Raw genomic sequence first — 11,917 nt, forward strand, 5'->3', positions numbered from 1 at the left:
ACGCAGTGATGAAAAGGTTCGGCCTTGGCCATACGGCCTTTTAGGAATTTTCGGTTACGCCTGTGTCGCGACCCGGTGGACCGGGCCTTCAGTGAGTTGCGTTTAATGTTCGAGAAGACCGAAATCCGTCGTTCGAAGAAGAAACTGATGGTCCGCCTGACGCTGGCCAATGGCGACATTGTCGACGGCGACATCTTTGTTGCACGCGATGAGCGCCTGACCGACCTCCTGAACGATGATCGCGCCTTCATTCCGGTCGAAATGACGGAAGGACGGGTCATGGCGCTGGCCAAGAGCACCATTACGTCGGCTGCGATCGTTGCCGAGCAGGCCCCCCTGTCCGATGAGCCCCACAAGATCCTTCGCGTTGAGCCTGCGGCGAGCGATGCCGAGGTTCGTCAGGCCTGGATGGCACGGCTGAAAGCCTGTCACCCTGATCGTCTTGCGGCGCTGGGGCTCGATGACGAGATCGTGGTCACCGCCCGCCGCGTCGCCCAGGAAATCAATGCTGCGTATGATGACATCATGTCGGAGCGGCGTGCTCGGGCAAAATCGGCCGCGTGATCATTTCCGCCCTCTACAGATGAAGGGGCTGACGTTCCCGATGAATTGATGTTAACCTTTCCCATCAGGTGGGGACGGCATGACATTCAAATTTGCAAAAATGATCGGTGTGGCCGCCTGCGCGGCACTTGGCCTCGCCGCCGTTCCGGCCTGGGCGCAGCTCTCTGTTGCGGATCAGGACCGCTTTGACCGGGTGCGCGCGATGCCGCCGTCGGTCGAAACCTTTGCCATCTCGCTGCAGGCCCGGGGTAAAAAGTCGGACAGCCGGATGACGTCGGTGGGCCGGGTCAGCCTGTCCCAGGCAGGGGGCAGCGCCAATCTTCCCGGCACGCATTGCCGCGCAGACTTCCGGGTCGATGGGCAGGGGGACCAGCAACTCCTTTTTGACACCGACTACGACAGCGCTGCCATTGTCGACTATTACGATTTCAAGGCGATGATCTGGGTGGCGCGGTCGGGACAGGACGGACCGTCATTCTCCCAAAACGGACAGGGCGCGGACGGGCACTGCGTTTATCAGATCTCGATCCTGCCTGAAGCGATGTACCAATATGCGCCAGTCGGCGTGATGGCGTTTGACTCAGGCCAGTGCCGCGGCGGCTCGCTGATAACACAGGCGCGGGCATTCGATGGCGCCGTCGTCGGTCGCTGGCGTCGCCAGGTTGCGAATGACCAGTGGTTTGCGATGGATTTTCTGCCCGCCGATGGCGGCGGGGCCAACAATCTCTTTGCGCGCCCCAGTGGCGACCGGACCAAGCCGGTGGAATTTATTGAGACCGCGGGCTGGTCTTATGCTGTTGAAAAGCTGCAGTTGGAAACCGAACGCGGCCAGTCGTGCCGCGTCCGCTATGCTGTTTATCGACGCCAGAAATAGGCGGGATCAGGCGCCAGCGCCGCCGACGGTGAGGCGATCGATTTTCAGACTTGGCTGACCCACCCCGACAGGCACACCTTGGCCGGCCTTGCCGCAGACACCGATACCGGGATCCAGTGAGAAATCGTTGCCGACCATCGAGACGCGTTTGAGGACGGTCGGGCCGTCGCCAATGAGGGCGCAGTTTTTGAGCGGACGTCCGAGCTTGCCGCCTTTGATCTCGTAAGCCTCGGTGCAGTTGAACACGAACTTGCCGGAGGTGATGTCGACCTGACCGCCGGAGAAATTGACGGCGAAGACGCCGTCCTTGACGCTCTCGATCAACTCCGCCTGGCTGTGCTTGCCGCCTTCCATATAGGTATTGGTCATCCGCGGCATGGGCGAGTGCTCATAGCTTTCGCGACGGCCATTGCCGGTGGGCTCCACACCCATCAGCCGCGCATTCAGCCGGTCCTGCATGAAGCCTTTCAGGACCCCATCCTCGATCAGCACATTACGCGATGTCGGCGTGCCCTCATCATCGATGGTGAGAGAGCCGCGACGACCTTCGATCGTACCATCGTCGATAACGGTCACGCCATCCGCAGCGACTTTCTCATTGAGAAGCCCGGCGAAGGCCGACGTCTTCTTGCGATTGAAGTCACCTTCAAGCCCGTGGCCGACAGCTTCGTGCAGCAGGACACCGGTCCAGCCCGAGCCGAGCACGACTTCGGTTTCGCCAGCCGGGGCAGGGACAGCTTCAAGATTGACCAGCGCCATGCGCAGGGCTTCATCCACCTGCGACTGCCAGAAATCGGGCTGCATATAATCTGTGTAGAGGCGACGACCGCCGGCACCGGTGGAGCCGCCTTCCTGCCGGTCGCCTTCGCCAGCCGTGACCGAGACATTGAGTCGCACAAGCGGGCGAATGTCGCGAACGATCAAACCACCCGGACGCATGATCTCAACAATCTCCCACGTGCCCGACAGGCTGGCCGAGACCTGACGAACCCGGGAATCCTTGTCGCGGGCATAAGCGTTGATCTGCTCAAGCAGTTTGACCTTGTCGGCAAACGGTACGGCATCGAGGGGATTGTCATCTGTATAGAGGTGACGATTGGTGCCGCGAGGGCCCGCCGCCAGTGTGCCATCATGCCCCGTCTTCACCGCCTGGACTGACTGAGCGGCCCGTTTGATGGCCGCTTCGTTCAGTTCCGAAGAGTGTGCGTAGGCGCTTGTCTCGCCCAGGACCGCCCGCAGGCCAAAGCCCTGGCTGACGTCATAACTGGCGGATTTCAGGCGGCCATCATCGAAAACGAAGGCCTCGGACTGGGAATATTGGAGATAGAGCTCGCCGTCATCGCAACCGTTCAGGGCATTGTCGACAATGCGTTGGGTGGCTGCGGCGTTGAGGTCAGTGCGGTCAAAAAAGCTGGCTGTCATGGGTATCTACCTAAGCATATGAGGGCGCCACGCCTAGGCCTGATCGCTATTCCTTCAAATTAGGTAACGCTTAATTCAACATGCGGCGCTTCAACCTGTTGATGCCCAGGATGATCCGGCGCATAAGCGCGTCCAAATATTGATTCACCGCAACGAAGCGACCCTCTGATGAAAGCTTTCTTGACGGCGGCTACCGCTGCTTTTTCGACTCTCCTCGCATCCAGTGCCTTTGCGCAGGATGACTTGCCTGTAGATGGCTCGATCTCGATGCGCGCTGCCGCATCGCCGATCGCGGAGCAGGTTCACGACTTCCACAATTACATCATGATGCCTGTGATGGTCGGGATCAGCGTCTTTGTTCTGGCGCTGCTGGTCTGGGTGCTGGTCCGCTACAATGCCAAATCGAACAAAGTGGCACAGAAGTTCAGCCACAATACGCTGGTCGAAGTGATCTGGACCCTGGGTCCTGTGGTGATCCTGATCTTCATCGCGATCTATTCGTTCGAGCTTCTGTTCAACGAAGGGCAGATCCCGGATGCTCAGGTCCACGAATATGAGGCGGGTACCGTTCAGGCTGCTGTCCCGAATGATTTCATCGAGGCGCGCAAGGTCAAGAAGCAGAAGCACCTGCAGGTCGAGCTGGTGAACCAGTCGACAAGCGAGACGACGCTTCTCCGCGCTCGCGAAGACTATGACGTCGATGGTTTTGGCGATGAGCAGATGATCGTTACGCTCGAACAGCCGGTTCAGGCGGGTTACCGTCTGCGCGTGACGGCAGGCCGCAGCGTGGTGGGTGATACCATCGTTCCCGCACCAACCGTCACGATCAAGGCCACCGGCTTCCAGTGGGGCTGGACCTATGGTTATCCGGATTTTGGCGACTTTGAATTCGACTCCCTGATTGCACCGAAGGATCAGGTCAGCCCTGAGCTGTTCCGCTTTGCCACCACCAATGACGTGGTCGTCCCGGTGGGTGAGACAATTCGCGTCGTGACGACAGGCCGGGATGTGATCCATTCATGGGCCATGCCTGCATTTGCCGTGAAGATTGACGCTGTCCCTGGCCGTCTGAATGAGACCTGGTTCCTCGCCGAGCGTGAGGGCATGTATTACGGTCAGTGCTCAGAGATTTGCGGTATTGACCACGCCTACATGCCGATTTCCGTTCGCGTCGTTTCGCGGCCTGAATTCGAAGCCTGGGTTGATGAGCAGCGTGAATTTGGTGGCCTTGAGCCGCTGTTCGCCGCTGCCGGTCCAGATGCGGGTGAGACAACCCGGGACTTCGCCGCGACTGCGGCACCACAACAAGATTTAAACTAAGAGGGCGAACCATCATGACGATGACCCACGACAGCACCTCAGCCGCTCCTGCCCACGACCATGGTCACGATGACCACGATCACAAGCCGAGCTTTTTCGTCCGCTGGTTCTTCTCGACGAACCACAAGGATATCGGGATCCTGTATCTGATTTTCGCAATTTTTGCGGGGATCTTTGGCGGCGCCCTGTCCGGCCTGATCCGGGCCGAGTTGGCCGAGCCAGGCATTTCGATTGAAGGCGCAGCCGGTGCCAGCACCGATGGCGGCGGCTTCCTGATCCACATGACGTCAAAGACCAAGATGGTGGAGCCTGTCGATGGCGCCTGCCCATCGGGCGGCGTGGCGCGTGGTGACATGTGCGAAGTGCCACGGACGATGAGCGAACGCGAAACGTCGGCGAAGAACTTCTACAACGTGATCATCACCTATCACGGTCTGATCATGATCTTCTTCCTGGTCATGCCGGCGCTGATTGGCGGTTTCGGGAACTTCTTTGTGCCGATCATGATCGGCGCGCCCGATATGGCCTTCCCGAGGATGAACAACATTTCGTTCTGGCTCTACGTCGCTTCCGGCGCGTTGCTGACGCTGTCACTGTTTGCGCCATCCTATGGGGCCGAGCTTGGCTTTGGCGGGGGCTGGGTGCTCTATCCGCCGCTGTCGACCTCGACTGCCGGCCCGGCCATGGACCTGCTGATCGTCTCTCTGCACCTTGCCGGTGCGAGCTCGATCCTTGGCGCCATCAACTTCATCACCACGATCTTCAACATGCGTGCGCCTGGCATGACGCTGCACAAGATGCCGCTCTTTGCCTGGTCGGTGCTGGTCACAGCCTTCCTGCTGGTTCTGTCTCTGCCTGTTCTTGCCGGGGCCATCACCATGCTCCTGACCGACCGCATGTTCGACACGGCATTCTTTGATGCCGCCCGCGGCGGTGATCCGATCCTTTACCAGCACCTTTTCTGGTTCTTCGGTCACCCTGAGGTGTACATCCTGATCCTGCCGGCCTTCGGCATCATCAGCCACATCGTGTCGACCTTCTCGCGCAAGCCGGTCTTCGGTTATCTGGGTATGGCCTACGCCATGGTCGCGATCGGGTTCGTCGGCTTCATCGTGTGGGCACACCACATGTATACGGTGGGTCTGTCGCTTGAGATGAAAGCCTACTTCGTGGCGGCGACCATGGTCATCGCCGTACCGACCGGGGTGAAGATCTTCTCGTGGATCGCCACCATGTGGGGTGGGTCGATCCAGCTGCGTACGCCCATGATTTGGGCCATCGGCTTCATCTTCCTCTTCACCGTCGGTGGTGTGACGGGCGTGCTGCTCGCGAACGCCGGTATCGACCACTATATGCACGACACCTACTACGTGGTTGCGCACTTCCACTACGTGCTGTCGCTCGGCGCCGTATTCGGGATCTTTGCGGCCTGGTATTACTGGCACGAGAAGATGTTCGGCCGGTCCTATAACGAGCTGCTGGCCAACCTGCACTTTGCAGTGATGTTCATCGGCGTGAACCTGATCTTCTTCCCGCAGCACTTCCTTGGTCTGCAGGGCATGCCACGTCGGTACATCGACTATCCAGAGGGCTTTGCGTTCTGGAACCACGTGTCCTCAATCGGTTACGTGATCATGGCCGGTTCGCTGATCATCTGGTTGATCGTTGAGTTCGATGCCTTCTTCCTTCGCCGGAAGAAAGCCGTCGACAACCCATGGGGTGAGGGCGCGACGACACTGGAATGGACGCTGCCTTCGCCGCCTCCATATCACCAGTTCAACGAGCTGCCGAAAATCAAATGAGCGCTCCGCACACAGAGCCATTAGAAGAGGGGGGCGCCGCGGCGCCCCTTTCGCGTGAAAAGAATGGCGCGATGTCCCTTGCGGGCCCGCGCGACTATTTCTCCCTGCTCAAACCCCGGGTGATGAGCCTCGTGATTTTCACGGCGCTGGTCGGCATGGTCGCCGCACCGGGGCCCATCACCAACTGGCCGTTGGCCCTTTTGTCCCTCTTTGCCATTGCGGTGGGGGCAGGGGCGTCAGGCGCGCTGAATATGTGGTGGGATCGCGATATTGACGCCATCATGACACGGACGAAAAAGCGGCCGATTCCGGCAGGTCTCGTCCCGTCGGCAGAGGCTTTTGCGTTTGGCAGCGTCATGTCGCTGCTCGCGGTCTGGCTGCTGGCGCTGACGTCGGGTTATGTTGCGGCCGGTCTTCTCGCCTTCACGATCTTCTTTTACGTCGTCATCTATTCCATGGGGCTGAAACGCTCGACGCCCCAGAATATCGTTATTGGCGGGGCTGCCGGTGCGTTGCCCCCGGTCGTGGGCTGGGCCGCCATTACGGGCACAGCGCCGTTCGAGGCATGGCTTCTCTTTCTCATCATCTTCATGTGGACGCCGCCGCATTTCTGGGCCCTCGCCCTGTTGAAATCCGGGGATTATGAAGCAGCCGGCATTCCGATGATGCCCAATGTGAAGGGCGCAGCGCACACCAGACATCTGATCTGGGTCTATTCCCTGATCCTGGTGCCCCTGGCGATCGTGCCGGTAGTCCTGCCGATGGCCAGCTGGCTATACGGCCTCGTGGCGGCGGTCGGTGGCGGCGTCTTCTTGTGGCGCGCGTGGCTTGTGCGATCCAAGGGCCGCGACGAAGACGCGCGGCGACTTTTCGCATTCTCGATCCTATACCTCTTTTCACTATATCTGGCCTTGTTGGCGGAGCATTGGGTGGGCCTTCATGGCTGAACACGATAAAGACGATCACTACCAAGTCCCGGGCGAGGGTGTGCCGACAGGCGAGAGCTATGAGATGACGCCCGAGGAAAAAAAGGCCCGTGCCCGGCGTAATATCGCGATCGCGGTCGGTGTCCTTGCCTTTGTGGTGATTGTCTACTCGACGACCTTGCTTCGCATGACACAGAATATGGGAGGAGCCGCTGGCTGATGGGTGATCGGAATTCCAGAACTGCACTTGTGATTGTCGGCGTTGTCGCCTGCATGGTTGGACTGTCCTATGCGGCCGTGCCGCTCTACAAGACATTCTGCCAGATCACCGGCTGGGGCGGCACGACACAGCGGGCCGTCGCCGTGTCGGAAGACGTTCTGGAGCGCAAGATCACCGTCCGCTTTGACGGCTCAATCTCGAACAACATACCGTGGACGTTCAAGCCGTCGCAGGTCTCCCAGACCATGCATGTGGGCGAGACCGGGCTTGCTTTTTATACGGCCGCCAACAACGCCGACTATCCGGTGATCGGGACGGCAAGTTTCAACGTGCAGCCCGCCAAAGCCGGTGAGTATTTCATGAAGGTGGAATGCTTCTGCTTCACCGAACAATTGCTTGAGCCCGGCGAGAGTGTTCAGATGCCTGTGACCTATTTCATCGATCCTGCGATGGACAAGGACAAGCAGATGGATGACGTGCGCGAAATTACCCTCAGCTACACGTTCTATCGCAATGAAGTGGCTGAAAAGAAGATGGCCGCCCAAGCCGCGGCAAAAGTCGAAACCGTCGCCAACTGACGATCAGTTGGCAATGGCTTCGGCCGTGTCCCGAATTTTTGCAATCATGCTGACCACGCCATTGGCCCGCTGCGGCGTAATGTGATCGTTGAGATCCAGCGCCTTGAGCTTGGCCTCCGCATCAATGCCGAGGATTTCGCCGGGCGTCTTACCGGAATAGAGCGACAGGATCAGCCCCACCAGCCCCTTCACAATAGCCGCATCGCTGTCCCCGCGCAGCACCAGCGCATCTCCGTCACGCTCGATGACCAGCCACACCTGACTGGCGCAGCCGCGTACGCGATTGGTTTCATTGCGTTCTGTGTCGCTGAGGGGTGCCAATTGCCCGCCCAGATCGATGAGGTAGCGATACCGCTCGTCCCAGTCATCGATGAAGGCGAAATCGGCGGCAATGTCGTCAAAGGCTGGCTGTGTCATACCCCTGACATAGAGAAGGGGCGCCTTCGATAAAAGACGCCCCCACCGTAATTTATACGCCCGATGATCAGCCGCCAGACCCGGCGCCGGCGGGCCAGCCCACGCATTGGGAAATGTCCTGAAGACCATGGGTGCCGATGCAGAACGCTTCCTCATAGGGGGTCCGCGTGGCGGCAATGCACTGGTCAAGGTTCAGCTTGGCGTTCACGAAACACTTCGACTGGGTCTTGGAAATGGCATAGCCGTTCAGCTGCCCTTCGGTCAGATCACCGACCGCATATCGCGCGCCGAGCAGGAGGGCGCGGGTCATTGTCGCACCGGAATGCTCGTCGGGCACCGCAACGGCGTCGAGATTGGACCAGACATCGGACCAGGTCGGGTCGGACACCAGATTGGGCCGGGTCGTACCGGATTTCGACAGGATCACGGGGCGGGGCGGCAGCAGGGGCCAGGCGCGACTATCAGCCCAGGTCACAGCACCGCGCACCCGGCTCATGCCGTCCTGCGCCAGCTTCTTGCGGGCCCAGGCCTGTTCCTGCAGCACATACGCTTCCTGGATATAGAGCTCTCCCAGCGCGCCGATTCGCGTTGCATCGCGGGCGGTCATGGCCATGATCGCGTTGATCGCCTCATCGGCGCCTTCAAGGTCGCGTACCGTCGCGGGATTGTCGCGCAGCTGGATCAGAAACTCTTCGCGGTTCTTGTCCCGGCGTGTCTTCGATTCGATCGCGGCGGCAAAGGTCGGAGAGTCAGCGGCAACGAGGGCGGCATAAGCGATATAGGCGCGGCCCATTTCCTCAGGTTCGTACGAAGCAAGCCTGTTATGCGCGTCCCGAATCGCCTTCTCATTCTTTACGGCAGCAGTCTCGATCGCATCGATATCGCGCCGGAGCAGGACATAGGGAGCTGCAGCGTTGTCCAACAGGGTATTTTCAGCAACGGCCGGTACCGTCTCATCATCCCCGGCCCACGCCATGGCGGCAAACAAGCCCATTGCCCCGGCAACCAGCGTTGCGCGTCGTTTCATTACCATCCTCCGATACCCTGCCCATGGCCTCAGATCAGCCAGAAACGATCTTGTACCATTCGTAACCGAAGAGTTCGAGTTCGCAGGCTCAATCCGTTCAAAATTTAACCCATTGACCAACATGTTGGCTGGAAAAGCGCCGCCCCGTCCACAGCTTCCACAGCACCCATTCAGGAAGCGTTAAGAATCTTGGCGGTATTATTAACGTATTATGTTCCAGGCGCTTAAAACTTGCGTTTCCGGGAGCCGTGAGCTCGACGGGATCTGGAGCGGTCCAGGCGATGATGTCATCGCCCTCCACGGGCCAGACGGGCGATTCGTCAAAATTTCCGAAGCCGCACAGCAGATCTTCGGTGTGCCCGAGGACACGCTTATCGGCATGCGGCTGATGGACGTGTTTGCGCCGGCACATCAGGACCGCCTTTTGGCAGCGCTGGCCGATGTGGGTCGACCCAATGGCGACGGCACGGGCCGGTTTGAGGCGCGTATCCGGATCAGTGATCGGCTGGGCCCGGCGGTCGAGGTCACGCTGGCGCGTCTGAAAAACGGCCGGCTCCGCAGTGTCACCCGGAACATCGAGCAGCGTCTTGCGCGCGAAGAAACGATTCGCAAGGAAGGGCGAGAGGCCGTCAGTCTTGCCGCCCGCCGCAGCGAACAGCTCGCCAATGTCAGCCACGAAATCAGAACGCCGCTTAACGCTGTCATTGGCTTTGCCGATGCACTGTATGCAGAACGGTTTGGCCCGCTGGGCAATGACAAATACCGAGACTATGCGCGCGTGATCCAGGAAAGCGGGCAGCACCTTCTGTCGCTCATCACCGACTGGCTCGATCTGTCCAAGGCCGAGGCCAATGAGACGACGCTGGAAATGGCGCCTGAAGACCCTGGTGCTCTCGTCAATCTGTGTGCGGAGATTATGCGGCTGCGGGCCTCCGATGCCGGGCTTTACATTGCAACCGAGATTGAACCGGGCCTTGGGCCCGTCATGCTGGATGCCAAGGTCATTCGCCAGATCGTGCTGAACCTTCTGTCCAATGCCCTGAAATTCACCGAGACCGGCGGCATCACTGCCACTGTTCGGCGCGAGGGCGCGGTGCTGGCGATCAGTGTGATCGATACGGGCGTTGGCATGTCGCCGGACGACCTGTCCATCGTGGGGCAGCGGTTCAAGCAGGCCCGATCCGAGGGCGTCCGGGGCGCCCGGGGGACCGGCATCGGCCTCTCCCTGTCGAAAGCGCTGGCCCGCCTCCACGGGGGTGAGCTGAAACTGATGAGCTCGGTTGGGGAGGGGACGACCGCGCTTCTCCGCCTGCCGTTTGAGGCCGCACCGCGTCAGACCAATCCCTTTCTCGACAACGCACCCAACGTAACGTCCATCGCCAACGCCAAACGCGCGTGACCGGACGGCTGCGCAGTGATGTGCTGGTCGGCGCGATCGTCAGGACAACTCAGTCCAAATTCGCCTTCGCCTATGTCCGCCATCGCGGCCACGATGCGGGCGGCGTCATCCATCTGATCATCGAGGAAGATGGCGGCTACGCGCACTATGCCGAAACCCAGACGGCCGATGGCGCGCTGGCATGGCGGTGCCAAAAGCGACAGGCGGACATCCGCGATATCGATGCCCGGCTGGAAAAAGAGAAATCGTTCGATCGCGATCTGTGGATCATCGAGCTTGAGGGCGGTGTTACGCTATCGGACCTGCCTGGCGTGCTGCTGGACGACGGGCGTTAACTGGCCATTGCCGCTGGTGCTTCGGTTGGTTTCATGTCGGCCACTCGGATCCGCCAGAACCGCATGGCCCGTTCCGCGGCCTCCGGCGTCACTCGATCATAAAGGCGAAGAATCCGGTCACGGCTGCCTTCGTCGGTCTTGCGGTTCGTGAAGCCGGCCAATGTCTTGGCAAAGACAGAGCGGCGAACGTCGTGAGCTTTGAAGACAATGGCCAGGCTTTCGAATGTGGTGTCGTTCAGTGTGCGAATGGTCGTTGCAGCGTCGAGATTGAAACGTGCCATCAGCGCGAAGATGAATTCCGTCATCGCGCGCGACTCAAGCAAATCAGCGAGGACATCGTCCGTCACCGCATCGCGCCGCGCCCACTCGCGAACGGTGCGGCGGGCGATGACGATTTCCTCACGGGCAGACTCAGAGGATTCAGTGACCATGTTCGTCCGCAGACGTTCGATGGCACGGGCCAGAACCCGCGTGCGGTCGTCGCCAATCCGCGGGCTGAGGGCCGTCAGATAGCTCGATACCTGAAAGGCATAAAGCCACATGAGGAAAAGGGAAGGCAGGGTCATGCTGTTGGCATCACTGAAGGTATCATCGCCCTCAATGTCGGCCATCGGCGTGTTTTCCTGCAGAAAGCGGAAAAGGTCTGCGCGGGTCTGAACCACGCTGCGGCGCAGAAAATTGATGTTGCAGCTTGGCAGGCCCGTCAGCGCCAGACGAACCACTTCATCGCCGGCGCCTGTGCGGACAAGCGCCATGGCCAGAAGTCGGCGCACTCGCTGGTCCATCGCCTGGGCGACCCGTGACAGAAGGATGTCGAACAGCTCCATCTCGCGGCTGCCATAACGATCAGGCGCCACCATGAAGGGGTCTGTCACTTCACGCAGAACGGCGCGACGCTCGTCGCTAGGTTCTCTCCCTGTCAGGGCGATCAGTTTTTCAAGAGGCGTCTGGGCCACGTTGTTCTCTTTCACCCCACCTTTGGCATGGGCAAAAGCTAGCCGTAGAGGTTTGAGAAACGCTCAAGCCCATTCTT

13 protein-coding genes are annotated in these 11,917 nt (G+C 59.9%); 9 read left to right on the forward strand and 4 right to left on the reverse strand.

Annotated features, from left to right (window positions below; translation table 11 throughout):
* Positions 1 to 105 precede the first annotated feature (105 nt).
* A complete protein-coding gene (locus tag RUI03_RS02965; RefSeq protein WP_317288802.1) occupies positions 106 to 564 on the forward strand; it encodes a hypothetical protein in 459 nt (152 codons plus the stop codon).
* A 79-nt stretch (positions 565 to 643) separates the two neighbouring features.
* Entirely contained in the window at positions 644 to 1,438 is a 795-nt protein-coding gene (locus RUI03_RS02970) for a hypothetical protein (protein WP_317288803.1), read from the forward strand.
* A 6-nt stretch (positions 1,439 to 1,444) separates the two neighbouring features.
* On the opposite strand, the gene tldD is transcribed toward RUI03_RS02970, so the two are convergent.
* Entirely contained in the window at positions 1,445 to 2,860 is a 1,416-nt protein-coding gene (gene tldD / locus RUI03_RS02975; protein WP_317288804.1) for a metalloprotease TldD, read from the reverse strand.
* 168 nt (positions 2,861 to 3,028) lie between these two features.
* Here tldD and RUI03_RS02980 point away from each other — a divergent pair, with 168 nt between their 5' ends.
* The 5 genes from RUI03_RS02980 to RUI03_RS03000 all read left to right on the forward strand — a co-directional run bounded on the left by RUI03_RS02980 (position 3,029) and on the right by RUI03_RS03000 (position 7,706).
* Positions 3,029 to 4,180 carry a cytochrome c oxidase subunit II transmembrane domain-containing protein gene (locus RUI03_RS02980; RefSeq protein WP_317288805.1) on the forward strand — a complete coding sequence of 384 codons (1,152 nt, stop codon included), beginning with the start codon at positions 3,029 to 3,031 and terminating at the stop codon, positions 4,178 to 4,180.
* Between the two features lie 20 nt (positions 4,181 to 4,200).
* Complete coding sequence (gene ctaD, locus RUI03_RS02985; protein ID WP_410795911.1) at positions 4,201 to 5,982, forward strand: cytochrome c oxidase subunit I; 1,782 nt, start codon at positions 4,201 to 4,203, stop codon at positions 5,980 to 5,982.
* A 71-nt stretch (positions 5,983 to 6,053) separates the two neighbouring features.
* Positions 6,054 to 6,929, forward strand: coding sequence for a heme o synthase (locus tag RUI03_RS02990; protein ID WP_317288807.1), 876 nt, complete (start codon positions 6,054 to 6,056; stop codon positions 6,927 to 6,929).
* Positions 6,922 to 7,128, forward strand: coding sequence for a protoheme IX farnesyltransferase (locus RUI03_RS02995; RefSeq protein ID WP_317288808.1), 207 nt, complete (start codon positions 6,922 to 6,924; stop codon positions 7,126 to 7,128). Before RUI03_RS02990 ends, RUI03_RS02995 begins: the two co-directional genes overlap by 8 nt.
* Entirely contained in the window at positions 7,128 to 7,706 is a 579-nt protein-coding gene (locus tag RUI03_RS03000; RefSeq protein ID WP_317288809.1) for a cytochrome c oxidase assembly protein, read from the forward strand. Before RUI03_RS02995 ends, RUI03_RS03000 begins: the two co-directional genes overlap by 1 nt.
* Positions 7,707 to 7,709: 3 nt before the next feature.
* Here the strand turns inward: RUI03_RS03000 and RUI03_RS03005 are convergent, their stop codons facing one another.
* Together RUI03_RS03005 and RUI03_RS03010 are read right to left on the reverse strand one after the other, a co-directional pair.
* Positions 7,710 to 8,123 carry a SufE family protein gene (locus RUI03_RS03005; RefSeq protein ID WP_317288810.1) on the reverse strand — a complete coding sequence of 138 codons (414 nt, stop codon included), beginning with the start codon at positions 8,121 to 8,123 and terminating at the stop codon, positions 7,710 to 7,712.
* A 67-nt stretch (positions 8,124 to 8,190) separates the two neighbouring features.
* Positions 8,191 to 9,150 carry a hypothetical protein gene (locus tag RUI03_RS03010; RefSeq protein WP_317288811.1) on the reverse strand — a complete coding sequence of 320 codons (960 nt, stop codon included), beginning with the start codon at positions 9,148 to 9,150 and terminating at the stop codon, positions 8,191 to 8,193.
* A gap of 211 nt (positions 9,151 to 9,361) precedes the next feature.
* On the opposite strand from RUI03_RS03010, the gene RUI03_RS03015 reads away from it, so the two are divergent.
* A complete protein-coding gene (locus RUI03_RS03015) occupies positions 9,362 to 10,549 on the forward strand; it encodes a HAMP domain-containing sensor histidine kinase (protein WP_317288812.1) in 1,188 nt (395 codons plus the stop codon).
* Positions 10,546 to 10,884: a DUF1491 family protein gene (locus RUI03_RS03020; RefSeq protein WP_317288813.1), complete on the forward strand. Its 339-nt coding sequence runs from the start codon at positions 10,546 to 10,548 to the stop codon at positions 10,882 to 10,884. Before RUI03_RS03015 ends, RUI03_RS03020 begins: the two co-directional genes overlap by 4 nt.
* Here RUI03_RS03020 and RUI03_RS03025 read toward each other — a convergent pair.
* Complete coding sequence (locus tag RUI03_RS03025) at positions 10,881 to 11,840, reverse strand: DUF2336 domain-containing protein (RefSeq protein ID WP_317288814.1); 960 nt, start codon at positions 11,838 to 11,840, stop codon at positions 10,881 to 10,883. The two genes, RUI03_RS03020 and RUI03_RS03025, sit on opposite strands and share 4 nt — an antisense overlap.
* Between the last annotated feature and the right edge of the window lie 77 nt (positions 11,841 to 11,917).

Source organism: Parvularcula sp. LCG005 (assembly GCF_032930845.1).
Taxonomy (GTDB): Bacteria; Pseudomonadota; Alphaproteobacteria; order Caulobacterales; family Parvularculaceae; genus Parvularcula.